This window comes from Microbispora sp. H13382 (assembly GCF_014161445.1).
Taxonomy (GTDB): domain Bacteria; phylum Actinomycetota; class Actinomycetes; order Streptosporangiales; family Streptosporangiaceae; genus Microbispora.
Genome location: NZ_JABBXA010000009.1, coordinates 125,833 through 152,258 on the forward strand (window position 1 = coordinate 125,833; position 26,426 = coordinate 152,258).

Consider the following 26,426-nt stretch of genomic DNA (forward strand, 5'->3'; position numbering starts at 1 on the left):
CTCCCGTTCGCGGGAGTCCGGCCAGCCGGGCACGACCATCGGCAGCGGCTCGCCAGAGGATCAGCCGCCGGGCAGGGCACGGGCGTACGCCGACGTGACGGCCGGTGAAGCGGCGCCCGGGCGGCGGGCCCCCGCCTGCCCGGGACTGCGGGTAAATCCCATTGATCCGTGAGTGGGCCGATGGTTTACGGTATGCGCCCGTGTCTTCCATCTGACCCACCTGGTCGGTCCCCACCCCGGCGCATCGAGTCAGCGGCTGGCCTGGCTGGCCTCCCGGTCCGACGGCGTACCCGCCGGATCGGCGTACCTGCGCCTGTCCACCGCCGCGGGACACGAGCATCTCGCCGAGCTCGACCTGCACGTCCACCCGGCCGAGCGCCGCGCCGGGGTGGGGTCGCGCCTGCTCGCCGCGGCCCTCGCGGAGCCGCATCCCGGATATCGGCTGGTCTCCTGGGAGGGCGTGGTCCCGGACGAACTGGCCGAGACCTTCGCCGCGTCCCGCCGCGCGATGGACGACATGCCGATGGACGGCCTCGACTACAGGCCGGCGCCCTGGGACGTCGCCCGGGTCCGGGCCGCCGCGGAGGCGATCGCGCGGCGCGGCGACCTTCTGCACACCGTCGCGGCCGTGGACGAGGCCGCCGGGACGATCGCGGGCTTCACCGAGCTGGTGGTCCCCGGTGACGAGGGGCGACGGGCAGCACTACGGCACCGGCGTCCTTCCCGAGCACCGCGGGCACGGCCTCGGCCGCTGGATGGAGGCCGAGACGATCAGGCTGGTCCGGGAACGCCACCCGGACCTCGGAGGGCTGCTCGCCGACACCGCCGACGGCAACACCTACATGCGCGGCATCAACGACGCACTCGGCTACGTGCCGACGCACCGGACCGTCCACTACCGGTTCGACCTCTAGTGCCCTCCCGCCGACCTTTGCCCCGGGCAAACTTCGGCGGTCGCGGCACTAGCCACTCGTGAAGCCGTGCCCGAGCGGCGGGCCCAGCCGCAGCTGGAGAGCCGGGTAGCGGGGCGCGTCGAAGCCGAGGGACTGGTACAGCTCGATGCCGTACGCCGTGGCGTTGAGGTCGATCGTCCGGACCTCGGTCTCGGTGCGGTACCAGCCGAGCAGCGCGTCGAGGCAGGCCCGCGCGAGGCCGAGGCGGCGGCGGCGCCGGTCGGTGCAGATGTTGAAGACGTGGCCGTGCAGGCCGCTCGGGTTCGTGGGCCCCGGCGCGTGGGGGTCACAGGTGCCCGCCGCACAGCTCACGACCCCGAGCTCCGGGTCGTCCACCACGAACGCGGCGAAGTCCCCCGGATCGCGCAGCCGCCGCCCGAACCACTCCACGGCCGCCGCCCGCCAGGGCGCGCTCTCGTCCCCGGTGTCCGCGCCCATGTCCTCCAGCATCACGGCGCGCAGGCGGACGAGGGCCGCGGCGTCCGCCGTTCCCGCCCGGCGGACCATCCTCCCCGAGATCGTCATGGTGCCCATTGTGGCCCGGTGGCTCAGCCGGCGCCTTCCGCGGCGGCCGCGACGTCCCGCAGCCGGCCCATCGCGTGGTAGGTGCCGAACACGTCCATGTAGTCGCGCGTCTCCACGATCTCGCCGTTCCGTACGCGCAGGGTCAGCAGGCCGGTGGCACGGAAGGGCCGGCCGTCGGGTTCGACGCTGCCTGTGCCCTCCCACTCCCCGGTGACGACCTCGGGATCGGCCGCCTCGTGCACGACGACGTCGTGGATCTCGGCGAGCCGTACGGGGCTCGCGCCCCACGTCGCCCGGTAGAGGGCGCGGATCTCCTCGCGGCCCTCCAGACGCGCGGGGAACAGCGGCACGCGGAACGGGAACGTGTGGACGGCGTCGGCGGCGTAGAGACCGGCGAGGTCGTCGGCCGACCTGTCGACCATCGCCCGGTGATAGCGGGCCAGCACCTCGCGTGGGGTGAGCGGCATCGGGTGACTCCAATTCACTCAACGGCTGTTGACTCAACGACTGTAGAGCGAACGGCCCGGCATGGTCAACGCCGGTAGAGTCGTCGTGTGGAGGGGACGCCGACGAGCCGGGCCGAGCGCCGGCGCCGCACGGAGGAGCGCATCCTGTCGGCCGCGCGGGCGATCTTCGCCGAGCGCGGCTTCCAGCGCACGACGATCCGGGCCGTGGCGGCGGCGGCGGAGGTCGACCCCGCCCTGGTCATGCAGTACTTCGGGTCGAAGCAGGACCTGTTCGACCAGGCCGTGCGGATCCCGTCGATCCCGCCGCTGGACGGCGAACTGGAGCCGGTCGAGGAACTGCTGGGCAGGATCGGCATGAAGATGGGGCCGCTGCCCGAGGCGACGCTGGCGATGATGCGCTCCATGCTCACCCACCCCGACGCCGCCGAGGAGGTGCGCGGCAAGCTCGACGGCCAGGTGGCGCATCTCGCGGACGCGATCGGGACGGGCGACGCGGAACTGCGGGCCGCCCTGATGGTCAGCACGATGCTGGGCGTGACGATCGCCCACCAGCTGCTCGGCCTCACCGCTCTGCGCGGCGCGTCGCCCGAACGGATCGCCGAGGCCCTGCGCCCGTCCCTGCGCGCCCTCGCCGACGGCTGAGCAGGCCCGTACGGCTACGCCTCGCGGGCGTCGAGAAGCTCCTCCCAGTGTTCCTCGGCCCACGCGCACATGGTGTTCAACGGTTCGATCAGGCTCCGGCCGAGTGGCGTCAGCGCGTACTCGACCCGCTGGACGGCCCCGGGGTAGGCCGTGCGCAGGACGAAGCCGTCGCGTTCGAGGGCGCGCAGCGACTGGGTGAGCACCTTGGCCGAGATGCCGCGCAGGGGGACGCGCAGTTCGGAGAAGCGCCGGGGCCCATGCTCCAGGCAGCGAATGATCATGCCCGACCACTTGTCGCCGAGCCGGATGGGCATCAGGCCGGACGGGCAGAGCGGATCGAACATGTCCGGGTCGAGAGGTTCGGTCACGGCGATCACGCTAACCGGTGACCCGGAGGTAACCGCCCATCCGGATACCGTCCGCTGCTGTGACCGGCCGTGGGGCCGGTCCCCGCGGAGAGGGGCGGACGTGAGCGCGATCGTGGTGTTCGGAGCGGGCGGCAGGGCGGGCCGCGCGGTGGTGCGGGAGGCCCGCGACCGCGGGCATCGGGTGACGGCGGTCGTGCGCGACCCGGCCGCGTACGCCGACCGGGAGGGGCGACCGAGCCTGGAGGCGGACGACGTCGTCGCGGGCGACGTCACGGACGCGGACGCGATCGCCCGGGTCGCGGCGGGGCACCAGGCGGCGGTCAACGCCGCCGCCGATCTGGCCGCCCCGCCGATGGAGTTCTTCCCGGCGGCGGCCCGTGCGCTGCTCGGCGGGCTGGAACGGGCCGGCGTCCGGCGGCTGATCGCGGTCGGCCTGGCCACCGGGCTGCGGACCGCCGCGGGCACGCTGCTCATGGACACGCCGGGCTACCCGCAGGAGTACCGCGAGTTCTACCTCGGTCACGAGGCGGGCGACGCCGTCCTGCGTGAGGCGGTCACCCCGGTGGACTGGCTGGTGATCAGCCCGTCCGGCGACTTCGACCACGACGGGGTCCGCACCGGCGGGTACCGCGTCGCGCCGGGCGACGCCGGGAGCCGGATCTCCTACCCCGATCTCGCGGTCGCCGTGCTGGACGAGGCGGAGCGGCCGCGGCATCACCGCGTCCACCTCGGCGTCGAGCGGGCCTGATCACCGCGATATCGGCGTGACGGGGTGTGATTAGAGCGACCGGCGGCGGGCAGTGCGGCTTCCATGGTCATCTCGGCTTCCCCCGGCGCTCGGCGAAGCGAGCACGGGCTCTGCTCCGCCTGCGTCCGTGAGTTGTTCGACCGGGCCGGCCGCCGGTACATGTACCCGCTCGTCTGCTGCGACGACTGCCGGCCGCCGGCCGGAGTGACGCCCTCCGCCGTCCTGTGCGCGGACTGCGGACGGGAGTGCCGCGGGCCGGACGCCCGTAGGTCCGTGTCCGCCGCGACGGGCTGCACGGCCTGCGGCCCCGGCCTCCGCTGGGAGGGGATCACGGGTCCCGACGCCCTGGCGGCGGCCGTCGCGGCGATCGGAGCCGGGGGAGTGGCCGGCCTGCACGACCTGTTCGCCGACCAGGTCGTCTGCGACGCCAGGTCGGAGCAGGCGCTGGCGCGTATGGACGGCGCGTCGGGACGGGTCCGCGTGCTGGTCCGGAACGTCTCGACGGCCAGGGAGGTGGCGAACCTGTCCCCGCCCGACATCCGCGCGCTGGTCGAGCGGACCGAGCCCGCCACGCTGGTGCGGCTGCGCGAGCCGGTGCTCCCCCGGGCCGTACGGCGCGCGACGCCCGACGTCGACCTGTTCCTGCCGCGCACTCCGCTGCAGTATCTGCTCACCGCGCACGTGGACGGCCCACTGGCCGTGTGGGACCGGCCGGGCGAGCGGGCGGACGAATGGCCGTGCGACGGGACGCTGACCGTGAGCGGGCTGGCGCGTGCGGGACGTCAGAGCCGGATGGCGGGGTTGCCCGCCCACCTGGCGCTGGGCGGCGCCTCCCCCGTCATCCTCAGCAAGGAGCCGTCGCCCATCAGCACTCCGTAGCGCGCGGAGGGCCGCGCGGCGGTCGATCCCTTCCCCGTACGGCGGCGCGGCTCGTCCGAGGAGTCACTGTCGCGCCGGTGGAAACACGTTTACGATCGACGGATGCGTGATCGTCTTCAGCACGACCGCAATCGACCGAGCGTAGCCGGGCCCGGGGCGCAGGCGGCCTGGCTCGGCCATCCGGTGACCGTGGCGGCGATCGGTGTGCTGATCGTCAACGACCGCGTGCTGAAACTCGCGTGGCCGGGTGTGGTCACCGGCAAGCTCAGCGATGTCGCCGGCATGCTCGTCGCGCCCCCGCTGCTCGCCCTGCTCGTGGCGTACGCGGCCCGGGCCGCGCGCCGCGTCCCGCCGGGCGGCCGTACGGCGGCGGGGGCGATCGCGCTGACCGGGGTGTTGTTCGCCTGGATGAAGACGACCGGGAGCGGCGCGGAGGCGGCGACCCGGGCGTGGGCGATGCTCGTGCCGTCCTCGCGGGTGGTGGCCGACCCCACGGACCTGCTCGCGCTTCCTGTCCTCGCGGTCGCGTGGCTGGTGTGGCGGCGCGCGGCCCGGGCCGGGCGCCGGGACGTCTCCCGGGCCCGCGTGCTGGTGGTGCTGCCCGCCGCGGTCTTCGCCGTGACGGCGACCAGCGCGGTGCCCGCCTCGCCGTCCGCCCGGGCCGTCGAGGTGCGGGACGGGGAGATCGTGGTCGTGGTGCCGGACTGGTTCATGATCGCCAGCGGGGACGGCGGGAGGTCGTGGCACGAGTGGAAGGGCTCGCCGGCTCTTTCCGCGTCTCCGTCCGCGTCCGCGTCTCCGTCCGCGTCTCCGTCCGCGTCCGCGTCTCCGTCCCCGTCCTGGTCTCCGGCGACCCGGGCGTGCGTGCCCGCTGACCCGGGGCGGTGTTACCGGGTCACACCGGGTCGGCTCAGGGTCGAGCAGACCACGGACGGGGGAGCGACCTGGACGGTCGCCTGGGAGATCTCCAGAGGCAGACAGGGCTGGCTCGACCGGGTCTACGAGAATCCCGATTCCCTGGGCGAGCCCAGCGGCCCGGCCGTCTCCCTGGCCGTCGCCGTCCAGGAGGTGCCCGGCGGCCACGTCGTCGCCGTGGCGAACGGGACCGACGGGGTCGCCCTGCGCGAGGTGTCGGGACGGTGGCGGCGGCTGGGCTTCCCGGAGCACAACCCCGAAGGGGCTCCGCTGTCGGAGAGCGCCCCGGCTCCCCTCACGTCCCCCGGGAAGCGGATCGGCCCCGAACTGGAGGTCGCCGTCCTCGTGGCGCTCGCGGCGCTGCTGGCGGCCCTCGGCACGACGGCGGGGGCACGCAGGTGGCCGGTCTGGTTCGGGATCTGCGCCGCGCTCCTGTGGACGAGCGTCCTGCTGGTCGTGACGGCGGACGGGATTGAGGACTACATGTCCCTGCTGCTCGCCGCGCCGATGTTCGTCGCCGGCATGGCCGGTGTGCTCACGGTCTGGCTGCGATGGCGGCCGAGGGGGACCCGTCTCCTGCTCGCGGCGCCCGCCGCGTTCGCCGCCGTCTTCCTGCCGTTCCTGGGCTGGAGCGCGGGCCTGCCCGACGACTACGGCGTCGCGGTGCTGCTCGCGGTCCTGCTCTGCGCGGTGGTCCTGGTCGTCGCCGTACGCGCCGCCGTACGGGAGCGGACGCGCAGCCGGAGGGAACAGGCCGCGGTCGCACGATGAGGAAGCGGGCAAAGAGCACGTAAAAGCTCTGTCGTGTCGGGAATGACCGGATTTCGATCCGAGAGATCGAGGGTGGTCCGGGTGAACGCCGTCCCCGCCGTTCACGCGGTCGCGTCTACCCTCGCTCGTCCGCCGGCACACTTCGCAATGTCGGGCATGCCCGACGTATTGGAAGCACCGGCTTCGCCGTGACGCGAGGTCACGGCCGTCCATGCGGGCGTGGCGTGGCGCCGGGGGTGATGGTTCCCGTGTGGGTACGTTCCTGCTCGGGAGGATCGCCATGAGAAAGATCGTCGCTGTCGCCGTGCTCGCTGCGATGACCATGCTCGGGACGGTCGCCGCGGTCGCCTCGGTGGATGCCGGGGCCGGCGGCCACCCGAGGACCGGTCCGAGGGCGGGGATCGCGCCGCAGGCGCCCGCTCCCAGAGGGGGCGTGGAGCGGCAGGAGGTGAGCCGGGGCCAGTACGACGTCCTCGTCGGCCAGTGCCGCTACCGGAAGACTTCCGAGGCGCGGAAACGCTGCCGCGCGGAGGTGCGCGAACGGTACACGGTCGGCGCCTTCAACCCGAACCTCGACTGCCGTACGTACTCCGGGGTCAGCGTCTGCGGCGCGCTCGAACTCACCGCCGCGCAGCGCTCCTGTGTCGAGAAGTCCGTGGCCGGCGGGCTGACCCGACGGCGGGCCGAGGTGGAGTGCTACGCCTTCCGCTGAGGCCGCCCTTTTCGGCGGAATTTCCGGCCGAACCCAATCATTTGGCCAAAACGCAACTTTCCGTGATCTACCCTGCGGGGGTGGACGCCAACAGTCAGGGTGCCGCCGAACTCCTGAAGGCGCTGATGCGTACGGCGGCGCGGTTCAGCGAGATGGGGCGCTCCGTCTCCCGCGACTTCTTCCCCCACGTCCGCGTCGAGCCCGTCTCCGATCTGGCCGGGCCCGCCGTACGGCTCGGCGCCGCGCTGGCGCTGCCGGGGCACGACCTCGTGTTCGAGACCGCGGTCGGGGTCGGCGACGGGACCTTCAGCGTGCGGGGCGATCTCGTGCTCGACGGCGAGGAGGAGATCCTGGTCCTGCCGTCCGTCGAGATCGCCGATCCGGTGGCGTGCGCGGACCTGCTGGACCGGTACGCCGACGAACTGCTGACACCTGCCCGCTGGCACGTGCAGCGGCTCCTGGAGTCCTGCGAAGCGGACTCCTAGCGAGAAGCGCGTCCTGCGAAGCGGACACCGAGTGAGCAGCGCGTCCTGCGAAGCGGACGGCTGACGTCAGAGCGCCTGGAGTCCCTGGATCACCTCGCGGAGGATGCGCTCCTCGGGCAGCTGGGCGACCGTGGCCTGCGGCCGCGCCGTGATCAGCCCCTGGTCGCGCAGGTCGCCGAGCAGGATGCGGACGACGTTGAGCGACAGGCCGAGCTCCGAGGCCAGATCGGCCACGGAGGAGGGAACCCGGCACAGTTGCAGGATCCGCCAGTGCTCGGGGGCCAGCCCGGTGACCCCGCTGTACGCCGAGGGAGACGTCCTGATGATGGTCATCAGGTCGAACTCCGGCCCGGTCGGGCGGGTACGGCCACGGGTGATCGTGTAGGGGCGCAGCAGCGGCCCGTCCTCGTGCGCGGTCACGAGTCCTCCTGAGCGCGTTGCCAGCCTGCCTGGAAGGAGGAGAACAGGTCGCCCCGCTCCTCTTTGAGTTGCGGAGCGAGGTTGGCCTGCCGCACCCGGCGGGGCAGGGAGTCCTCGGCGCCGCCGCCGATCGGCGGTGTGAGGGCCAGGGCCGGGGGCGCGGCCTCCGGCTGCGCGAGGCGCTCGACCACGGGTTCCCTGGTCTCGTTCTCCACCACGATCTCCTTCGGAAGCAGGAGCACGGCGCTCGTCCCGCCGTACGGCGAGGTGCGCAGGGAGACGCGGATGTTGTGCCGCCTGGCCAGCAGCCCGACCACGAACAGCCCGAGCCGGTCGCTGTCGGCCAGGTCGAACTCCGGCGGGTCGGCGAGCCGCGCGTTGAGGTGCGCCAGCTCGTCCGGGGGGATGCCGAGCCCGCGATCCTCGACCTCGACGGCGAAGCCGCGGGCGACCATCTCCCCTCTGACCTGTACGCGGGTGTGCGGCGGGGAGAAGACCGTGGCGTTCTCGATCAGCTCGGCGAGCAGGTGGACGACGTCGGTGACGCCGGCGCCCGCGAGGGAGAACCCGTGCGGCACGTTCACGTCCACCCGCAGGTAGTCCTCCACCTCCTCGGTGGCGGCGCGGGCCACGTCGTACAGCGGGACCGGGTTGCGCCAGCCGCGGCCGGGCACGGCGCCGGACAGGATGATCAGGCCCTCCGCGTGGCGGCGCATGCGGGTGGTGAGGTGGTCGACGCCGAAGAGCCGTTCGAGCAGGTCGGGGTCGCTGATCTCCTTCTCCAGGCCGTCCAGCATGCCGAGCTGGCGCTGCAGCAGCGACTGGCTGCGCCGGGCGAGGTTCAGGAAGACCTTGTTGACGCCCTTGCGCAGCTCGGCCTGGCCGACGGCCGCCTCGATCGCGGTGTGCTGCGCCGAGGCGAACGCGCGTCCGAGGTTCTCGATCTCGACGGTGCCGCTGGCCTGGGTCACCGGCGGGGTCTCGGCCGTCACGTCGACGTCCTCGCCGCGCCGCAGCCGCTGTACGAGCTCGGGCAGTCGCTGCCCGGCCAGGTCGGACGCGGCCCGGTGCAGGGTGCCCAGCTCGCCGGTCACCGTACGGGCGAACCGGAAGGAGATGAACGCGGTCGCGAGCACGGCCGCGAGGCCGAGCGCGCCGACGACGCCGATGTCCCAGAGCACGTCCTCGGCCAGCGGCACGGCGCGGGCGGCGGTGGCGTCGGAGGCCGCGTCCGTCGTCTCGGTGAGCTGGCGGGTCAGGGCCTGGGCCGTCGTCGGCCAGGCGATCGCCTCCGGCGGGAGCGGCTGGCCCGGCCGCACCCTGGCGATGACGTCGTTCTCCAGTGAGATGAACGACGTGTAGACGGCGGTGGAGTTCAGCGTGCCGTACTGCTTGATCAGGCCGGCGTCGAGCTGGCTCGTGCCGAGCTGGTAGAGCAGGCGGCGCTTGCCGACCATGCCGGAGAAGGCGTCCCGCTCGTCCTGCGTCATCCGCCCGGACGCCTGCGCGCCCAGCACGAGCGCGGACTGCTGGCTCACCAGCTCACGGCTGCGGGTGATGAGGATGAGCGCCTTGGTCTGCTCGATGATGTCGATGTTCGGGGAGATCATCAGCCGGTCGTAGACCTGGTGGGCGGTCTCGACGGCGGCGCTGTACTCCTCGATCGCGTCGAGGCGGGTGAGCCGCTGGTCGTCGATCTGGCCGCGCAGGACGTCGAGCCGGTCCAGCTGCCGGAGCAGGTCCTGGACGCGGTCCCACATCGCCGGGGGCGTCTTGTCCTCGGCCTCGGCCGACAGGCGGGTCAGCAGGACCGCGGTGGCGTCGGTCTTGCGGCGCTGCACCTGGAGGTCGGTGCGCAGCGAGGAGGTGCGCCAGGCGAGGTAGCTCACCGACACGAACCGCTCGCTCTGCAGCTGGTTGATGGCCTCGCTGACGGGATAGACGATGTTGTCGTAGACCTTCTGGATGCGCAGAAGCTGCTGCCCCTGCTCGATGGTCAGCTTGGCGGCGAACCCCCAGATCACCACCAGGGCGGTCAAAGGCACCAGCAGGATCGCGAAAATCTTGAATCGGATGGATCGTTTCCGACCAGCCATCAGACCTGCCCGTCGGTTACACATGTGTTAACAGTGGCGAAACCCTAGCAATCTGTGAGCTGGGCCACCAGGGATCGTTCCTAACGACTTGGGCCACACCCCATATCGGGACAGTCTCGACGTTCCGGAGGAAAGCTCTTGCCTCACTGTGTCTGGTTGTCAGACAATCGACCCATGAAATCCAGATCGGGTCCGCTCGCGGTGGTCGCGGCGGCCGTCCTGTGGGGGACCGCGGGCACCGCGGGAACCCTCGCCTCTGCCGGCTCCGTCTCGCTGGCGGCGGCCCGTCTCGTGCTCGGCGGGGCCCTGCTGGGCGCCCTGGCGCTGATCGCGTCTCGCCGGGCGCGGCGCACGGCGCACGGGAACGTTCCGGGAAACGCGATGCGCTGGGCACTGGTCCTGGGAGCCGTCGCCGTCGCGGCCTACCAGCTGTGCTTCTTCGCCGCGGTCGACAGGACGGGCGTGGCGATCGGCACGGTGGTGGCCATCGGCAGCGGCCCCGTCTTCACCGGGCTCCTATCCTGGCTGGCAGGACAGGAACGGCCGAGCGGGCGCTGGGCGCTCGCCACGGCCGCCGCCGTCGCCGGGTGCGCGGTGCTCGTCACCGGCGGAGGAGCCGGCGGCGCGGACGCCGCGGGCATCGCGCTCGCCCTCCTCGGCGGGCTCCTGTACGCCTTCTACGCGGTCGTGGCGGCCCGGGCCATCGGCGGGGGCATGGAGTCGGGGACCGTGATGGGCGTCATGTTCGGCGGCGCCGCCGTGCTCATGCTGCCGGTCCTCGTGCTGACCGGACCGGCCTGGCTCGCGCGGCCGACCGGCCTGCTGACCGCGCTCTACCTCGGCTGCGCCACGACCGCGCTGGCCTATCTCCTGTACGGCCGGGGCCTGCGCACCACCCCTGTCGCCACGGCGGCCACGCTCGCGCTGGCCGAGCCGGCCGTCGCGGCCCTGCTGGGCGTCGTGGCGCTGCGCGAGCACCTGTCCCTCGTCTCGTGGGCCGGCCTGGTGCTGCTCGCCCTGGGACTGGTCGTGGTGGCGCTGCCCGCGAGGGCGGCCGCGCCGGACGCCCCCGCGGTGGAAACGCCCACGGCGGCGGCCGGGACTCGTTAGTAGGCTCGGTCCCGTGACCACCCTGAGACCCGTGTCCACCGTCGAGGCGCTCGCCGCCGCGCTGCGCGAGCGGGTGCTGTCCGGGGACATCGAGCCGGGGGCCGCGCTGCCCGAGCAGGAGCTGTCCGCACGCTACGGCGTGGCCCGCCCCACCGTGCGGGAGGCGCTGGCGCTGCTCGTCCACGAGGGACTGCTGCGGCGCGAGCGCAACCGCAGCGCGTACGTCCCGGTGATCACCCCCGCGGACCTGGACGACCTCATGTACGTGCGCGGGCCGCTGGAGGAACTGATGGCGCAGGCCGTCGCGGGGCGCCGGGTGACGGCGGCGCAGGAGGCGCTGGACCGCCTGTCCGGACTGCCGCCCGGCGCGCCCTGGGCGGCCGTCGTGGCCGAGCACATGGCCCTGCACGAGGCGCTCGTCGCCGCCGCGGGCAGCCCCCGCCTGGAGCGGCTGTACGCCACGCTCGCGGCCGAGACGCGGCTCGGGCTGGTCCGGCTCAGGAACGCGTACGAGGACCCCCACGAGCTCGCGGCCGAGCACGCCGGGCTGCTGCGCGTCATCGCCGAGGGGCCCGCGGACGCGGCGGTCCGCGCGGTGCGCGAGCACCTGCGGTGGCGGCATCCCTGAGGTGTGCGGGCTCCAGGCGGCCGGAGACCCGGATTCCCTTGCACGGCGCCACTTCAAGTCGTCACAATCGCGCCCATGCACGGCAACCCTGTGCCGGACACCTATGTGTACGTCACCGAAGAAGGCGTGACGCGTCACTACGCCGACGGCAGCGTCGAGGCCCTCGCTTGGGAGGACGTGGTCGAGGTCCGCGTCGGCGGCCACAGCCACCGGGAGCCGCCCGGCCATCCGGAGGACGTCTTCATCGTCCTGCTGGACCGTGAGGGCGAGGGCTGCGTGGTCCCCCACTCGGCGACCGACGCGAGCTTCCTGACCCGGCTGCGCTACCTGCCGGACTTCGACCTCGACCGGCTGAGCACCGCGGTCGCGAGCGCGCGTGCGGACTACGTCGTCGTGTGGCGCAGTCCGGAGCCGCCGTCCCCGTTGCCCGACCTCGAATACGACTAGAGACCGCGGCGTCGTGCCGGCCCCGTGAACGCTTCACGCCGGCGAAGCGGGCTCCTGCGCTGTTCCGGATGTAGTTCGGTGAGTTCCGGGCAGCGCCGGCCGTCCAATCGGCATCGCATTTTGAATCGGCGGGTAAGGCCGAGTTCGATTACGGAGTCGATTCGACCAGATAGTACTTTCGAGGCGCAGAGGGGCAGGTATTCGCTGGATTTCGCGAGTCCGCCGCTCCCTTTCGCGGGCGTATGAGGTGGCCGCATAGGCATTTTGTGTATCGGCATATATTGGCGGTATATGCCGTGCTGAGGACTGGTAGTGCCATCTTGGACCGTTCCCGTCAAGTCCTCCAGCTGGGGTCATTGCGACCAATTGTGGACAGGGAGCTTACGTTCCCTACCGGGCCGTCGCTGTCTAACATCATCCTCGTGCGGGCACGCCCTCAAATGGGTGAGTCGTGGGTCAACCTTTGAGACGCGAGGGGCGTCAACCACCTGGACGGTCCGGCTACCTAGGCGCGGTGAGATGGAATCGCAAACGGAGTTGGCGGAATCGGGGGTGTTTCCCCGCAAAGTCCATGTGCGGCTGCCGGTGAGCGTGTCGACGAGATCGTATTCGAAGATTCTCCTGGTGGGAGACCTGCTCTGCGCTGTTGTCGCCCTCGCCGGCGTCGAGCTCACGCGGCTGTGGTTCGGCGCCTTCATCCCGGTGTACGACCTCGCGTTCGGCGCGACCCTGACGATCTCCTGGCCGCTGGTCGTGGGCGTCGCCGGCGGCTACCGCAGACGCACCCACGGCGAGGGGACGGAGGAGTTCCGCTCGGTCGCCCAGGCGGGCCTGGGCCTCATCGCGGCCGTCGCGATCGGGGCGTACCTCACGCAGACGAACGTCGCCCGTAGCTACGTCATGGCGATGCTGCCGCTCGCCACGGTGCTGACGCTGCTGATCCGGCACCGCATGCGCAAGCGGCTGCACCGGCTGCGCATGAAGGGCCGGTACATGCGGCCGGTCGTGGCGGTGGGGCACCGGCAGTCCATCCACGAACTGGTGCTGCAACTCAGGCGGCAGCCGTACCACGGCATGCGGGTGGTGGCCGCCTGCCTGCCGAGCGGGCAGTACCGCAGGCAGCGCTCCGACATCGACGGCGTGCCCGTTCTCGGAGACTTCCGGGACGTGCCCGCCGTGGTCGACAAGGTCGATGCCGAGGCGGTCGCGGTCCTCGCGTGTCCCGAACTCCACGGCGCCGCGCTGCGCCGCCTCGCCTGGGGGATCGAGTCGCGGGGGACCGACCTGTTCGTCGCCCCCGCGCTGATGGACGTCGCGGGACCGCGCATCAGCGTCCGCCCGGTCGCGGGGATGCCGCTGCTGCACGTCGAGCACCCCGACCTCCAGGGCTCCCGGCGGCTCGTCAAGAACGGTTTCGACAGGATCGTGGCGGCCGCGTTCCTCCTCATCCTGCTCTTCCCGATGCTGGCCATCGCGGCGGTCGTGCGCGCCACCAGCCCCGGCCCCGCCCTGTTCCGGCAGACCAGGATCGGCCGGTACGGCCGCGAGTTCCACATGCTGAAGTTCCGGACCATGGTCGTGGACGCCGAGCGGCTCAAGCCGGTCCTGGCCGCGTCCAACGAATCGGACGGTGTTTTGTTCAAGATTCGGAACGATCCACGCATCACTCGCGTGGGCATGCTGCTGCGCCGCTACTCCCTGGACGAGTTGCCCCAGCTGCTCAACGTGCTGCGCGGTGAGATGTCGCTCGTCGGGCCGCGCCCGCCGCTGCCCGCGGAGGTCGAGCGGTACGGCACGGACGTGCACCGGCGCCTGGTCGTACGGCCGGGCATGACCGGGCTGTGGCAGGTGAGCGGCAGGGCGGACCTGTCCTGGGAGGAGTCGGTCCGGCTGGACCTGCGGTACGTGGAGAACTGGTCGCTCCTGCTGGACCTGCAGATCCTGTGGAAGACGTGGTCCGCGGTCACCGGCGGCAGGGGGGCCTACTGACATGAAGGCCCTCGTGCTCGCGGGCGGGTCCGGCACCCGGCTGCGGCCCATCACCCACACCCGCGCGAAGCAACTGGTGCCGGTGGCCAACAAGCCCGTCCTGTTCTACGGCCTCGAGTCGATCGCCGCGGCCGGCATCAGCGAGGTCGGCATCGTCGTGGGCGACACCCAGGACGAGATCGAGGCGGCGGTGGGCGACGGGTCCCGGTTCGGCCTGCAGGCGAGCTACCTCAGGCAGGAGGCGCCACTGGGGCTGGCGCATGCCGTCCTGATCGCCCGCGACTACCTCGGCGACGACGACTTCGTCATGTACCTGGGCGACAACTTCATCGTGGGCGGCATCGAGAGCCTGGTCGGACGCTTCCGGGAGCGGCGGCCGAGCGCGCAGATCATGCTGACCCGGGTCTCCGATCCCCGCCAGTTCGGCGTCGCGGAACTGGCCGGCGACGGCCGGGTCGTCGGCCTGGAGGAGAAGCCGCGCGAGCCGAAGAGCGACCTCGCCCTGGTCGGCGTCTATCTGTTCACCCGGGCGATCCACGACGCCGTGGCGGAGCTCAAGCCGTCCTGGCGGGGGGAGCTGGAGATCACCGACGCCATCCAGTGGCTCATCGACGCCGGCCACGAGGTCGAGCCCGCGGTCATCTCGGGATACTGGAAGGACACCGGGAACGTCGCCGACATGCTCGAGGTGAACCGGCTGGTGCTGGAATCCCTGGAGCGCCGCGTCGACGGCGACGCCGAGGACTGCGAGCTCATCGGGCGGGTGGTGGTCGAAGCCGGGGCCTCGGTGCGCCGCTCCCGCATCGTCGGTCCGGTGGTCGTCGGTGCGGGGACCGTCGTCGACCGTTCGTACGTCGGCCCGTTCACGTCGATCGGCGCCGACTGCGTGGTGAGCGGCAGCGAGATCGAGTACTCGATCGTGCTCGCCCGTTCGTCCATCGAAGGGGTCCGGCGGATCGAGGCCTCGCTGATCGGCCACGACGTGGAGATCACGCCGGCCCCGGACACGCCGAAGGCCCACCGGCTGGTGCTCGGGGACCACAGCAGGGTCCAGATCAGTTCCTGACCGCCGCCGCACAGTTTCCGACCGCTGCCGCTCTCCCGGCCCGTCCGGCACAATCCCTTTCCAGTCCGAGCTCGAAGACAGGTGTGGACCTTCCGTGAAGTTACTCGTCACCGGCGGCGCCGGGTTCATCGGCTCCCACTACGTCCGTACGGTTCTCGCGGGCGGATACCCGGCCTTCGCCGGGGCGTCCGTCACGGTGCTCGACCGGCTCACGTACGCGGGCAGCCTCGCCAACCTCACCCCGGTGGAGGGGCGGTACGACTTCGTCCACGGCGACGTGTGCGACCCGGGCCTGCTCGCCGAGGTGGTTCCGGGCCACGACGTGGTGATCCACTTCGCCGCCGAGTCCCACGTCGACCGGTCGATCGACGGCGCGGCGGACTTCGTGCGGACCAACGTGCTGGGCACGCAGACGGTCATGGAGGCGTGCCTGTCCGCCGGGGTGGGCCGCGTCGTCCATGTCTCCACCGACGAGGTGTACGGGTCGATCGAGACGGGGTCGTGGGACGAGAACGCGCCGCTCGCGCCGCGCTCGCCCTACGCCGCCTCGAAGGCGGGCAGCGACATGATCGCCCGCGCGTACGCGGTCACCCACGGGCTGCCGGTCTCCATCACGAGGTGCGGCAACAACTACGGGCCGTACCAGTACCCGGAGAAGGTCGTCCCGCTGTTCATCACGAACCTGATCGAGGGCAGGCCCGTTCCCCTGTACGGCGACGGCGGCAACGTCCGCGACTGGATCCACGTGGCCGACCACTGCCGGGCCATCCAGCTCGTCGCCGAGGTGGGCGGGCCGGGGGAGGTCTACCACGTGGCCGGCACGGCCGAGCTGACCAACCTGGAGCTCACGCGGCGCCTGCTCGACCTGCTCGGCGCCTCACCCGACCTCGTCAGACGGGTGGAGGACCGCAAGGGGCACGACCGCCGCTACTCCCTCGACGACCGGAAGCTGCGCGCCCTCGGCTACGCGCCCCAGGTGTCCTTCGACGACGGCCTGGAGGCGACCGTGCGGTGGTACGCCGACAACCCGTCGTGGTGGAAACCGCTGCGGGCGGAGGCCCGGTGACGGCGTCGCCATGAGGTGGCTGGTCACGGGCGCCACGGGCATGCTCGGCGCCGATCTCACCACGCTGCTGGCCGGCGAGGGCGAGGACGTCGCCGCGCTGTCCCGGCGCGACCTCGACCTGTGCGACCCGGCGGCCGTCCGGGCGGCGGTCCGTACGGAGAAACCGGACGTCGTGGTGAACTGCGCGGCCTGGACGGCCGTGGACGAGGCGGAGACCCGCGAGCGGGAGGCGCTGGCGGTCAACGGCGACGCCGTGCGCCCGCTCGCCGCCGCGTGTGCCGGCCACGGCGTGACGCTCGTCCACCTGTCGACCGACTACGTGTTCGACGGCACGGCGCGGACGCCGTACGCCGAGGACGAGCCGGTCAACCCGGTCAACGCGTACGGGCGGACCAAGGCGGCGGGGGAGCGGGCCGCCCTGCGGCACGGCGGCTACGTCGTCCGCACCGCCTGGTTGTACGGCGCGCACGGGCCGAACTTCGCCAGGACGATGATCAGGCTCGCCGCCGGGGGCGACCCGGTGCGCGTGGTGGACGACCAGCACGGCCAGCCCACCTGGACGGCCGACCTGGCGGCCCAGATCGTGCGGCTGGTGCGCGCGTGCCCGCCCCCCGGCGTCTACCACGGGACGAACGCGGGCCAGACGACGTGGTACGGCTACGCCCGGGAGATCTTCCGCCTGCTCGGCACCGACCCGGACCGCGTCAGGCCCACGAGCAGCCGGGACTTCCCCCGCCCGGCCCGGCGCCCCGCGTACGGCGTCCTCGGGCACGAGGCGTGGGGAAGGGCGGGGCTGGCCCCGATGCGGGACTGGCGCGAGGCACTGCGCGACGCCTGGCCCCGGCTCGTCGCCTCCGGCGAGTTGTGACGTTCGCGGGCGTCCGCGCGATAACCCATGGACGGCATCCCGTGGCGGCATTCATGGACGGTGGGGATTCGTGGACGGATCGGTGGCGCGCGCCGTGGATCGGGCTGTCCCCCGATGACGGCGCGGGGACGGGCACACAGGCGGTCGGTGCTGGGCACGACGCTGGACGCGCTGACCATGCGACAGGTCGTCGCCGCCTGCGTGGAGACGGTGGACGGCGGCGGACGGCTCGACATCGGCGTGGTGAACGCCGCGAAGATCGTCACCATGCGCGGGGACCCCGAGCTGCGGCGGTCGGTGCTCGACTGCGACCTCGTCCTCGCCGACGGGCAGTCCGTCGTGTGGGCCGCGCGCCTGCTGGGCCACCCGCTGCCGGAACGCGTGGCCGGGATCGACCTGTTCACCGAGCTGCTGGCCGAGGGGGAGCGGCGCGGATACCGGCCGTACTTCCTGGGGGCCACGCCGGAGGTGCTCGCCCTGCTGGTCGAGCGGGTGCGGCGCGACTTCCCGGGCCTGCGGATCGCCGGGTACCGCGACGGCTACTTCCCGGTCGAGGAGTCCGCGCGGGTGGCGGAGGAGATCGCGCTGTCGGGAGCCGACCTGCTGTTCCTCGGCATGACCTCGCCGAAGAAGGAGATCTTCGTCCGAGACTGGGGCGAGGCCACCGGGGCGAAGGTCGTGCACGGGGTGGGCGGCGCCTTCGACGTGCTGTCCGGACGCACCCGCCGGGCGCCGCGCGCCTGGCAGCGCCTCGGGTTCGAGTGGTTGTACCGCCTGCTGCAGGAGCCGGCGCGCCTCGGCCCCCGGTATCTGAAGACCAACGGGAGGTTCCTCCTCCTCGTGGCCGCGGGACTGATTCGTGACCGCGGCCGTCTCGCGAGTTCCGCCGATTCTCTGGAGTGACAACGTGACGCAGCACCGCAGAATCGCCCTGCTGGGCCCGGGCGCGCCGGCCGTCCTGCTGCCGGCCATGCTGGACCTGGCGGTGCGCGGACTGCCGCCCGGATACGTGGACGGGGAGTTCGTGTTCACCCGCAGGGGCGTGCGGCGGCCCGACGGCACGTGGGACGCCGTCGCGGAGGGTCGCAGCCTGCGTTATTCGGCGATCGTCGCGCTCGGCGTGGCCACGCTCCCGGAGGAGCGGCAGCGCGCCGCGCTCGCCGGCGACACCGCCGCCGACCTGGCCGGGCGCCTCGTCGAGCGGCTGCCCGGCGTGCGCGGGCTCGGCGACGCGGCCCTGATCTGCTGGGCGGCGGCGGAGACGGGGCATCCGGGGCTGGACGAGGCGCTGCGGCACCTGGCCGGGATCGACCGGCTCGCGTCCTCGGGTCAGGTGTACACGGTCGAGGCCGCGTGGGAGCTCGCCGCGCTCGTCGCCGCCAGGACGACGATGGGCGCCGGCTCCGAGCTGGACGGCAGGCTGGAGCGCGCCCGTGCCCGGCTGCTCGGCGGGCTGGCGTCCGACCGCCTCTACCGGCACGTGCTCGGCCCGTCGTCCGGGTCGCTCGTGCCCTGGTATCGGGCGCATGTCGGCTGCTTCGCCGACCAGGTGTACCCGCTGCAGGCGCTGGCGCGGCTGCACGCCGCGGTCGGAGACGCCGACGCCCTGGCCGCCGCGGAACAGGTGGCCGCGGGGATCTGCGCGGCCCAGGGCGCCGAGGGCCAGTGGTGGTGGCACTACGACGCCCGCACCGGCGCCGTGGTCGAGGGGTATCCCGTCTACAGCGTCCACCAGCTCGCGATGGCCCCGATGGCCCTGCTCGACCTCGCCGACGCCGGGGGCACGGCCTACTTCGACGAGATCGGCGAGGGCGTGCGCTGGATGAGCGAGCGGCCCGAGTCCGACGAGTCCCTCATCGACGAACGGCTGAGCCTCACCTGGCGGAAGGCGGCCAGGGCGGACCCGAAGAAGCTGGTGCGTGGCCTGCGCGCGGTGGCCACCCGCACCCGTCCGGCGGCCCGGCTCGCCACCCTCGACCGGTTCTACCCGCCGGTCGCCGTCGACCGCGAATGCCGGCCCTACGAGCTGGGCTGGCTCCTGTACGCCTGGCTGTTCGAGCTCCCGCGTTCGTCATGACCCCGGCGCCCGGCTGCTCTCGTCGCGCAGCCAGGTCGTGTAGTCGCCCGCCCGTACGGCGTGGCGCGCCCTGCGCCGCGCCAGCACGGTGACGCAGGTGAAGACGGCCGCCGCCGGGAGCAGCCACGGCTCCCGGGCGGCGATGCGGACCAGGTCGCCCAGGCTCGTGCGCGCGGACGGACCGCCCGGACCGGTCTCGCGCTCCAGTTCGCTCACGCTGGTCGCCGCGCGGACGCGCCGGCGCAGCAGGTCGGCGAACGTGCGGGGGGTCTGGATCCCGGCCCGCGCCTCCGCCACGACCACCCGCTCGCCCTCGCCGAACGCCAGGGAGGCGGCCAGGTCGTCGGCCATGACCGGCGGGAGCGCGCGGATCCGCTCGTTGCCCGCCTCGGTGACCGCGATGACCCCGCGGCCGAACAGCCCCGTGCGCACGTGCGGCAGGCGGGTCCAGATCGCGTAGTACGCGCGGACGCTCCAGGGCCGGCCGGCGAGCGCCAGATCGCGCTCGGGCGCCGCCGCGAGCGGCGTGCCCGGCCCGCCGAGACGGGCCACGAGCGCGCGGGCGCCCGCGGTGCTCACGGTGACGTCGGCGTCCACGTAGAGCCGGGGAAAGCCGCGGGCCGCCCGGTCGCCGAGACGCAGCGCCTCGCGTTTGGAGGGCACCGGCGTGCTCAGCACGCGCACGCCGTGTGCCCGCGCGACCGACTCGGTCTCGTCGGTGCACCCGTTCGCGACGACCACGACGTCGAACTCGCCCGGCCGGGCGTCGCCCAGCAGCCCGGACAACAGACGGCCGAGGACCGGAGCCTCGTTGTGCGCGGGGATCACGACGCTCGTCACACGAGCAGTATGGGCCTCCGCCGGGTCAGGAGGGCCGATATCTCGGGAGGATCCCGGAATCCAGCGCCTCGCGCAGCGTGGGCGCCGCGGCGTCCTTGTCCGACAGGATCGGCTCACCGTCGAGCCGCCAGTCGACGCCGATCTCCGGGTCGAGCGGGTGCACGCCGTGCTCGCGCCCCGGCGCGTACGGCTGGGAGCACAGGTAGAGCACCGTGGCCTGCTCGCTGAGGACGGCGAACGCGTGGCCGAGGCCCTCCGACACGTAGACCGCGCGCCGGGACACGTCGTCGAGCACGAGCCCCTCCCACTTGCCGAAGGTCGGCGAGCCCACCCGCAGGTCCACCACGACGTCGAGCACGGCCCCGGAGACGCAGGTCACGTATTTGGCCTGGCCGGGCGGTACGTCCGCGAAATGGACGCCGCGGAGCACACCGCGACGGGAAACCGAGCAGTTGGCCTGGGCCAGCTCCATGGCGTGCCCGATCGCCTCGCGTAACTCCCCCGCCTTGAAACATTCGAGGAAGTCGCCCCGGGTGTCGCTGTGGATTCGCGGGGTGAAGCTCCACGCTCCCTCGATACTCATCGGCTCCATCAGAACCTCGGCAGGGGACGGTCGCCTTCAGGCGACGGGGGAATGCCGTCCCTGACTGGTTTTCTCTCCGGGCTCATCGCGAGTTCCTTTCACTGGTGGATGAGATGGGCGGTGCTTTCATGGTCATCGTGTGACTCGTCGGGTGCGCGCCTCCCCCGGTGCGGCGTATGACCTCGGGTACCACGTGGTGTGGTGTCTGAAGTACTTCGCCGTGGAGCCCGGCAGGACGCTGGCACTCGTCGGCGAGTCGGGCGTTTGGGGACGGCTGCCGGTGGGACTGTCAGCCCGAGCACCCGACCGCGACGTTCGTCCGCCTTCAGGGCATCGGGCATGTGCGGGTGCACCGGCACCGCCCGGTGCGGGGCCATCATCCGCAAGAAGCGAGGGTCCAAGCGGCGTCGTGAGGCGGTGGCGAGGGTGGCGGCGCTGCACGCCAAGGTCCGCCGTCAACGTCGTGCGGTTGATCCCCGCAACACCTCCCGCACCTGCGCCCGTTGCGGGCACTGCGCGAAGGACAACCGCGTCACCCAAGCCGAATTCGCCTGTACGGCGTGTGGGCATGCCGCGCACGCCGACGTGAACGCGGCCAAGAACATTCTCAGGGCAGGGCTTGCCCTTCGCGACGCTGCGGAAGCGGCCTAGCGAGAAGCCGCTCCCTTCAGGGAGCGGAGGAGTCACGGCCGGAAGCATGACACAGGCGTCTTGTAACGCTCGCAGTCCATCGTCCGACTTATGACTGTCGGACTCCGGTGCTGGGGGGGAAATGCCAACTCAGTTTCTGTCGGTTACGCCTGCCCGGAATTCATCCGGAAAACGGCCGGCGCGAAGTTCTCCGCGCGGCCGGAGGAGGTCCTGATGACGACGTGCCGGCTGTGCGGGTCGGCGAGCCTCGTCGGCGTGGTCGACCTCGGCGCGACGCCGCCGTGCGAGCGGTTCCTCGGCGTGGAGCAGCTCGACGAGCCGGAGACGACCTATCCGCTGCACCTGCGGGTGTGCACGGACTGCTGGCTCGCCCAGATCCCCGCGCTCATCACGCCGCAGGACACCTTCACCGAGTACGCCTACTACTCGTCGTACTCCACCTCGTGGGTGGATCACGCGCGGCGGTTCGTGGCGGACGCGGCCGAGCGGCTGCGCCCCCGGTTCGTGGTCGAGGTGGCGAGCAACGACGGCTATTTGCTGCGGCACGTCGTGGAACGCGACATCCGGTGCCTCGGCATCGAACCGTCGGTCAACGTCGGCCAGGCGGCCAGGGACAACGGGGTCCCGACGCTCACGGCGTTCCTCGGGCCGGAGACCGGCGCCGCCGTACGGGCCGAGCACGGGCCCGCCGACCTCGTCGTGGCCAACAACGTCTACGCGCACATCCCCGACGTCATCGGCTTCACCCGGGGGCTGCGCGCGCTCCTGGACGACCGGGGCTGGGTCTCCATCGAGGTGCAGCACCTGCTCACCCTCATGGAGCTCAACCAGTACGACACGATCTACCACGAGCACTTCCAGTACTACACGGTCGCCTCGGCCGAGCGGGCGCTGGCGAGCGGCGGGCTCGCCCTGGTGGACGTCGAGCTGCTGCCGACCCACGGCGGATCGATCCGGCTGTGGGCCCGCCCGGAGGAACTCGGCGCGGAGCCGAGCCCGCGCGTGGCCGAGGTGCTGGCGGCGGAGAAGGCCGCCGGACTGCACGAGCTGTCCGGCTACGCGCAGTTCGCCGAGCGGGTGGCGCGGGTCCGGCGGGAGCTGCTGACCTTCCTCCTCGACGCCGCCGCGCAGGGCAGGACGGTCGTGGGCTACGGCGCCCCGGGCAAGGGCAACACCCTGCTCAACCACTGCGGCATCCGCCCCGACCTGCTGCGTTACACCGTCGACCGCAACCCCTACAAGCACGGACGGTTCACCCCCGGCGCGCGGATCCCCGTCCTCCCGCCGGAACAGATCGCCGCCGACCGCCCCGACTACGTCCTGGTGCTCCCGTGGAACCTGCGGGAGGAGTTGACCGCCCAGCTCTCGTACGTACGCGAGTGGGGAGGCCGGCTGGTCTTCCCGATCCCCAGACTGGAGATCGTGTGAAAGTCGTCCTCTTCTGCGGCGGCCGGGGCACCAGGATGCGCAGCGACCTCCCCGGTGGGGACATTCCCAAGCCGATGCAGCTCGTCGGCCCCCGTCCGCTGCTCTGGCATGTGATGCGGTATTACGCGTATTTCGGACATCGGGATTTCGTCCTCTGTCTCGGATACGGCGCGCAACACATAAAGAATTTCTTCCTGGACTATCAGGAAACGGCGTCCAACGATTTCGTGCTGCGCAACGGCCGGGTGGACCTGCTGTCCACCGACATCTCCGACTGGTCGATCTCCCTTGTGGACACCGGGGTCGATTCGCCCATTGGGGAGCGGCTTCGCCGGGTGCGCCCCTATCTTGAGGGCGATGAGATCTTCCTGGCGAACTACGCGGACGTGCTCACCGACGCGCCGCTGTCCGAGATCGTCGAGCGGTTCCGGGCCGCGGACGCCGGGGCGTCCATGATGGTGGTCCCGCCGTCCAACACCTTCCACTGCGTCGACGTGGGCGAGGACGGCAGGGTCGGCTCGCTCACGCCGGTCAGCGAGATGCCGCTGTGGGTCAACGGCGGCTTCTTCGTGCTCCGCCAGGAGGTCTTCGACCACATCCCCGAGAACGGCGACCTCGTGGCCGACGGCTGCGCCGAGCTCGCCAAACGCGGCCGGCTGCTCGCCTACCCCCACCGCGGCTACTGGCGGCCGAGCGACACCGTCAACCAGCGGCTGGAGCTGGACCAGGCGTGGGCGCGCGGCGACCGGCCGTGGGCGCTGTGGGAGCACGTGTGATCGGGCTGCGGCCCGGCCGCGTGCGCAGGATCGCGGCACTCGCGGCGCACTGCGACGACATCGCGATCGGGGCGGGCGGCACGCTGCTGACCGTCTGCGCCGCGCACCCCGGCGTCCGCGTGGACGCCCTGGTGCTGTCCGGCGGCGGCACCGGGCGGGAGGACGAGGAACGGGCCGCGCTCGCCGCCTTCTGCCCCGGCGCCGACCTGCGGCTGACCGTGCTGAAACTGCCCGACGGGCGGCTGCCCGCCCACTGGGACGAGGCGAAGAACGCCGTCGAGGAGCTGCGCGCGGCGGGCGACCCCGACCTGGTCGTCGCCCCCCACCGGGGCGACCTGCACCAGGATCACCGGGGTCTCGCCGAACTGGTGCCGACCGCGTTCCGCGACCACCTGGTCCTGGGCTACGAGATCGTCAAGTGGGACGGCGACCTCGGCCGGCCCGCGGTCTACCAGCCGCTCACCCCCGGCGTGGCGAAGGAGAAGGTCGCCCTGCTGCAGAGCCACTACCCCTCACAGCGGCACCGCCCCTGGTACGACCCGGAAGCCTTCCTCGGCCTCGCCCGCATCCGCGGCATCGAGTGCCACGCGCGGTACGCCGAGGCCTTCTACGTGGACAAGCTCACCCTCGACCTGGAGAACTGATGCGGCTACTGCTGACCGGACACCAGGGCTATCTCGGCACGGTCATGGCCCCGGTGCTCGCCGAGGCCGGCCACGAGGTGGTCGGCCTCGACTCGGGGCTGTTCGCCGACTGCGTGCTCGGCCCTCCGCCCGCCGACCCCGAGACGTACGCGGTGGACCTGCGGGACGTCCGGCCCGAGCACCTGGCGGGGTTCGACGCCGTCATCCACCTCGCCGCGCTGTCCAACGACCCGCTCGGCTCGCTGGCCCCCGAGCTGACCTACGACATCAACCACTACGCCTCCTCGCGGCTGGCCCGGCTCGCCAGGGACGCCGGCGTGCGCCGGTTCCTGTACGCGTCCACCTGCTCGGTGTACGGCGCCTCGGGCGGCGACGACCTGCTGGACGAGGACGCGCCGCTCCGGCCGGTGACCCCGTACGCGGAGTCGAAGGTCCGGGTGGAGGACGACCTGACCGCTCTGGCGGACGACGACTTCACTCCCGTCTTCATGCGCAACGCGACGGCCTTCGGCTTCTCGCCGAGGTTGCGGGCCGACATCGTGCTCAACAACCTGGTCGGCCACGCGTGCCTGTCGGGGGAGGTGCGCGTGCTGTCGGACGGCACGCCCTGGCGCCCGCTGGTCCACGCCCGCGACATCGCGGAGGCGTTCGCCGCCGCGCTGACCGCGCCCAGGGAGGCGGTGCACGCGAAGGCGTTCAACGTGGGCACCGAGCGCAACAACCTGACCGTGGCGGAGATCGCGGCCGAGGTCGTCGAGGCCGTGCCCGGCGCCACGCTCGTGATCACCGGCGAGGCGGGCGCCGACCCGCGCTCCTACCGGGTGGACTTCTCCCGCATCAGGGCCGCCCTCCCCGGGTACGAGGCCCGCTGGTCGGTCAAGGACGGCGCGGTGGAACTGGTCGACGCCTACCGCGAGTACGGGCTGACCAAGGAGGACTTCGAGCGCCGCTTCACCCGGCTGGCCCGCCTGTCCGACCGGCGGGAGGCCGGCGCCGTCGACTCCACGCTGCGCCCATGAGCGAGATGCACGCGCTGGTCAGGCGGCTCTACCCGCTGTGCCGCAGCATCACCGGATCCGGCCTGCGGCGCACCCTGGAGATCATCGGCGAGTCGATCCCGCTGGAGATCAGCGAGGTGCCCACGGGCACCGAGGTCCTCGACTGGACCATTCCCAAGGAATGGAACATCCGCGACGCCTACATCAAGGACTCCTCCGGGACCCGGATCGTCGACTTCGCGGCGTCCAACCTGCACGTGGTCGGCTACAGCGTGCCGGTGTCGGCGACCATGACCCTGGAGGAGCTCCGCCCCCACCTGCACACACTTCCCGGCCAGCCCGGCCTGGTGCCGTACCGCACCAGTTACTACGCCGAGACGTGGGGGTTCTGCCTCAGCGAGAACACGCTGGCGGGGATGGGGCCGGGGCCGTACGAGGTGCGGATCGACTCGACGCTCGCCGACGGGCACCTGACGTACGGCGAGCACGTGATCCCGGGCCGCAGCGCGGAGGAGGTCCTGGTCTCGTGCCACGTCTGCCACCCCTCGCTGGCCAACGACAACCTGGCGGGCGTCGCGGTGGCGACCCGGCTGGCGCGGCTGCTGGCGCAGGAGGAGCGGCGCTACACCTACCGCTTCCTGTTCGCGCCCGGCACCATCGGCTCCATCGCCTGGCTGGCGCGCAACCGGGACCGGGCCGGCCGGATCAGGCACGGGATCGTGCTGGCCTGCGCGGGGGACCGGGGACCGATCACCTACAAGCGCAGCCGGCGGGGGGACGCCGAGATCGACCGGGTCTTCGCCCACGTCCTGCGGGACCGCCCGCACACCTTGGTGGACTTCTCCCCCTACGGCTACGACGAGCGGCAGTACTGCTCGCCCGGGTTCGACCTGCCGGTCGGCTGCCTGACCAGGACCCCGTACGCCGGCTATCCGGAGTACCACACCTCGGCGGACGACCCGGACTTCGTCACCGAGGAGGCGATGCGGGACACGCTGGACGCCTGCGTGCGGGCCTTCGGGGTGCTGGAGCGCAACCGCGCCTACGTGAACCTCAGCCCGTACGGCGAGCCCCAGCTGGGCAGGCGCGGCCTGTACGAGTCGCTCGGCGGGCGCAGCGACACGAAACAGGCGCAGATGGCGATGTTGTGGGTGCTGAACCTGTCCGACGGCGCCCACAGCCTGCTCGACATCTCGGAACGTTCTGGTCTGCCGTTCGACGTGGTGGCGGACGCGGCCCAGGCTCTGTCGGTCGCGGGACTCGTGAAGGAGTAG

At 72.3% G+C, this 26,426-nt stretch carries 29 protein-coding genes and 1 pseudogene; 23 read left to right on the top strand and 7 right to left on the bottom strand.

What is annotated here, in order from left to right:
* Window positions 1-172: 172 nt before the first annotated feature.
* A pseudogene (locus tag HHX41_RS42345) lies at window positions 173-412 on the top strand (GNAT family N-acetyltransferase); the annotation flags it as partial.
* Between the two features lie 268 nt (window positions 413-680).
* Window positions 681-914, top strand: a complete 234-nt coding sequence (locus HHX41_RS40740; protein WP_259401131.1) for a hypothetical protein — start codon at window positions 681-683, stop codon at window positions 912-914.
* 48 nt (window positions 915-962) lie between these two features.
* On the opposite strand, the gene HHX41_RS19715 is transcribed toward HHX41_RS40740, so the two are convergent.
* Both HHX41_RS19715 and HHX41_RS19720 read right to left on the bottom strand, forming a co-directional pair.
* Window positions 963-1,478, bottom strand: a complete 516-nt coding sequence (locus tag HHX41_RS19715) for a GNAT family N-acetyltransferase (protein WP_211591752.1) — start codon at window positions 1,476-1,478, stop codon at window positions 963-965.
* Window positions 1,479-1,501: 23 nt separating this feature from the next.
* The gene (locus tag HHX41_RS19720) at window positions 1,502-1,945 is read right to left on the bottom strand and encodes a nuclear transport factor 2 family protein (protein ID WP_182907153.1); all 444 of its coding nucleotides are present in this window, start codon (window positions 1,943-1,945) and stop codon (window positions 1,502-1,504) included.
* A gap of 87 nt (window positions 1,946-2,032) precedes the next feature.
* Here HHX41_RS19720 and HHX41_RS19725 point away from each other — a divergent pair, with 87 nt between their 5' ends.
* Window positions 2,033-2,587, top strand: coding sequence for a TetR/AcrR family transcriptional regulator (locus HHX41_RS19725; RefSeq protein WP_169981174.1), 555 nt, complete (start codon window positions 2,033-2,035; stop codon window positions 2,585-2,587).
* Window positions 2,588-2,601: 14 nt separating this feature from the next.
* Here the strand turns inward: HHX41_RS19725 and HHX41_RS19730 are convergent, their stop codons facing one another.
* On the bottom strand, window positions 2,602-2,955 hold the full coding sequence (locus tag HHX41_RS19730; RefSeq protein WP_182907154.1) for a helix-turn-helix domain-containing protein: 354 nt from the start codon (window positions 2,953-2,955) through the stop codon (window positions 2,602-2,604).
* Window positions 2,956-3,055: 100 nt separating this feature from the next.
* On the opposite strand from HHX41_RS19730, the gene HHX41_RS19735 reads away from it, so the two are divergent.
* The 5 genes from HHX41_RS19735 (at window position 3,056) to HHX41_RS19755 (ending at window position 7,465) form a co-directional block, all read left to right on the top strand.
* The gene (locus HHX41_RS19735) at window positions 3,056-3,703 is read left to right on the top strand and encodes an NAD(P)H-binding protein (protein ID WP_169981178.1); all 648 of its coding nucleotides are present in this window, start codon (window positions 3,056-3,058) and stop codon (window positions 3,701-3,703) included.
* A 63-nt stretch (window positions 3,704-3,766) separates the two neighbouring features.
* Window positions 3,767-4,582, top strand: coding sequence for a Sua5/YciO/YrdC/YwlC family protein (locus tag HHX41_RS19740; RefSeq protein WP_182907155.1), 816 nt, complete (start codon window positions 3,767-3,769; stop codon window positions 4,580-4,582).
* A gap of 102 nt (window positions 4,583-4,684) precedes the next feature.
* Complete coding sequence (locus HHX41_RS19745; protein WP_182907156.1) at window positions 4,685-6,268, top strand: hypothetical protein; 1,584 nt, start codon at window positions 4,685-4,687, stop codon at window positions 6,266-6,268.
* A 280-nt stretch (window positions 6,269-6,548) separates the two neighbouring features.
* Window positions 6,549-6,980, top strand: coding sequence for a hypothetical protein (locus tag HHX41_RS19750; protein WP_220504248.1), 432 nt, complete (start codon window positions 6,549-6,551; stop codon window positions 6,978-6,980).
* 80 nt (window positions 6,981-7,060) lie between these two features.
* On the top strand, window positions 7,061-7,465 hold the full coding sequence (locus HHX41_RS19755; RefSeq protein ID WP_182907157.1) for a hypothetical protein: 405 nt from the start codon (window positions 7,061-7,063) through the stop codon (window positions 7,463-7,465).
* A gap of 66 nt (window positions 7,466-7,531) precedes the next feature.
* Here HHX41_RS19755 and HHX41_RS19760 read toward each other — a convergent pair whose 3' ends face one another.
* Both HHX41_RS19760 and HHX41_RS19765 read right to left on the bottom strand, forming a co-directional pair.
* Window positions 7,532-7,885 carry a DUF742 domain-containing protein gene (locus HHX41_RS19760; RefSeq protein ID WP_182907158.1) on the bottom strand — a complete coding sequence of 118 codons (354 nt, stop codon included), beginning with the start codon at window positions 7,883-7,885 and terminating at the stop codon, window positions 7,532-7,534.
* A complete protein-coding gene (locus HHX41_RS19765; RefSeq protein WP_182907159.1) occupies window positions 7,882-9,930 on the bottom strand; it encodes a nitrate- and nitrite sensing domain-containing protein in 2,049 nt (682 codons plus the stop codon). Before HHX41_RS19765 ends, HHX41_RS19760 begins: the two co-directional genes overlap by 4 nt.
* A 225-nt stretch (window positions 9,931-10,155) precedes the next feature.
* On the opposite strand from HHX41_RS19765, the gene HHX41_RS19770 reads away from it, so the two are divergent.
* From HHX41_RS19770 to HHX41_RS19810, 9 genes are all read left to right on the top strand, one after another.
* Entirely contained in the window at window positions 10,156-11,091 is a 936-nt protein-coding gene (locus HHX41_RS19770; RefSeq protein WP_182907160.1) for a DMT family transporter, read from the top strand.
* 13 nt (window positions 11,092-11,104) lie between these two features.
* Window positions 11,105-11,719 carry a GntR family transcriptional regulator gene (locus HHX41_RS19775; RefSeq protein WP_182907161.1) on the top strand — a complete coding sequence of 205 codons (615 nt, stop codon included), beginning with the start codon at window positions 11,105-11,107 and terminating at the stop codon, window positions 11,717-11,719.
* A gap of 75 nt (window positions 11,720-11,794) precedes the next feature.
* Window positions 11,795-12,166 (top strand): hypothetical protein, encoded by a 372-nt coding sequence (locus HHX41_RS19780; RefSeq protein WP_169981200.1) that lies wholly within the window; start codon window positions 11,795-11,797, stop codon window positions 12,164-12,166.
* 519 nt (window positions 12,167-12,685) lie between these two features.
* Window positions 12,686-14,155 carry a sugar transferase gene (locus HHX41_RS19785; protein WP_182907162.1) on the top strand — a complete coding sequence of 490 codons (1,470 nt, stop codon included), beginning with the start codon at window positions 12,686-12,688 and terminating at the stop codon, window positions 14,153-14,155.
* A 1-nt stretch (window position 14,156) separates the two neighbouring features.
* Entirely contained in the window at window positions 14,157-15,221 is a 1,065-nt protein-coding gene (locus tag HHX41_RS19790; protein ID WP_182907163.1) for a glucose-1-phosphate thymidylyltransferase, read from the top strand.
* A gap of 94 nt (window positions 15,222-15,315) precedes the next feature.
* Window positions 15,316-16,287, top strand: coding sequence for a dTDP-glucose 4,6-dehydratase (gene rfbB, locus HHX41_RS19795; RefSeq protein WP_169981205.1), 972 nt, complete (start codon window positions 15,316-15,318; stop codon window positions 16,285-16,287).
* Between the two features lie 10 nt (window positions 16,288-16,297).
* Window positions 16,298-17,155: a dTDP-4-dehydrorhamnose reductase gene (rfbD, locus tag HHX41_RS19800; protein WP_182907164.1), complete on the top strand. Its 858-nt coding sequence runs from the start codon at window positions 16,298-16,300 to the stop codon at window positions 17,153-17,155.
* Between the two features lie 147 nt (window positions 17,156-17,302).
* Window positions 17,303-18,058 (top strand): WecB/TagA/CpsF family glycosyltransferase, encoded by a 756-nt coding sequence (locus HHX41_RS19805; protein ID WP_220504249.1) that lies wholly within the window; start codon window positions 17,303-17,305, stop codon window positions 18,056-18,058.
* 4 nt (window positions 18,059-18,062) lie between these two features.
* Window positions 18,063-19,232, top strand: coding sequence for a hypothetical protein (locus HHX41_RS19810; RefSeq protein ID WP_182907166.1), 1,170 nt, complete (start codon window positions 18,063-18,065; stop codon window positions 19,230-19,232).
* Here the strand turns inward: HHX41_RS19810 and HHX41_RS19815 are convergent.
* Window positions 19,227-20,072 (bottom strand): glycosyltransferase, encoded by an 846-nt coding sequence (locus tag HHX41_RS19815; RefSeq protein ID WP_182907167.1) that lies wholly within the window; start codon window positions 20,070-20,072, stop codon window positions 19,227-19,229. The two genes, HHX41_RS19810 and HHX41_RS19815, sit on opposite strands and share 6 nt — an antisense overlap.
* A gap of 25 nt (window positions 20,073-20,097) precedes the next feature.
* Window positions 20,098-20,655: a dTDP-4-dehydrorhamnose 3,5-epimerase gene (gene rfbC / locus HHX41_RS19820; protein ID WP_310742074.1), complete on the bottom strand. Its 558-nt coding sequence runs from the start codon at window positions 20,653-20,655 to the stop codon at window positions 20,098-20,100.
* A 339-nt stretch (window positions 20,656-20,994) separates the two neighbouring features.
* Here rfbC and HHX41_RS19825 point away from each other — a divergent pair, with 339 nt between their 5' ends.
* The 6 genes from HHX41_RS19825 (at window position 20,995) to HHX41_RS19850 (ending at window position 26,426) form a co-directional block, all read left to right on the top strand.
* Window positions 20,995-21,306 carry a transposase gene (locus tag HHX41_RS19825; RefSeq protein ID WP_259401132.1) on the top strand — a complete coding sequence of 104 codons (312 nt, stop codon included), beginning with the start codon at window positions 20,995-20,997 and terminating at the stop codon, window positions 21,304-21,306.
* 213 nt (window positions 21,307-21,519) lie between these two features.
* A complete protein-coding gene (locus HHX41_RS19830; RefSeq protein ID WP_169981215.1) occupies window positions 21,520-22,734 on the top strand; it encodes a class I SAM-dependent methyltransferase in 1,215 nt (404 codons plus the stop codon).
* Window positions 22,731-23,510 carry a glucose-1-phosphate cytidylyltransferase gene (locus tag HHX41_RS19835; protein ID WP_169981217.1) on the top strand — a complete coding sequence of 260 codons (780 nt, stop codon included), beginning with the start codon at window positions 22,731-22,733 and terminating at the stop codon, window positions 23,508-23,510. The genes HHX41_RS19830 and HHX41_RS19835 overlap by 4 nt, the downstream gene beginning before the upstream one ends.
* A complete protein-coding gene (locus HHX41_RS19840; RefSeq protein WP_169981219.1) occupies window positions 23,507-24,154 on the top strand; it encodes a PIG-L deacetylase family protein in 648 nt (215 codons plus the stop codon). Before HHX41_RS19835 ends, HHX41_RS19840 begins: the two co-directional genes overlap by 4 nt.
* On the top strand, window positions 24,154-25,173 hold the full coding sequence (locus tag HHX41_RS19845) for an NAD(P)-dependent oxidoreductase (protein ID WP_182907169.1): 1,020 nt from the start codon (window positions 24,154-24,156) through the stop codon (window positions 25,171-25,173). The genes HHX41_RS19840 and HHX41_RS19845 overlap by 1 nt, the downstream gene beginning before the upstream one ends.
* Window positions 25,170-26,426: a DUF4910 domain-containing protein gene (locus HHX41_RS19850; RefSeq protein WP_220504250.1), complete on the top strand. Its 1,257-nt coding sequence runs from the start codon at window positions 25,170-25,172 to the stop codon at window positions 26,424-26,426. The genes HHX41_RS19845 and HHX41_RS19850 overlap by 4 nt, the downstream gene beginning before the upstream one ends.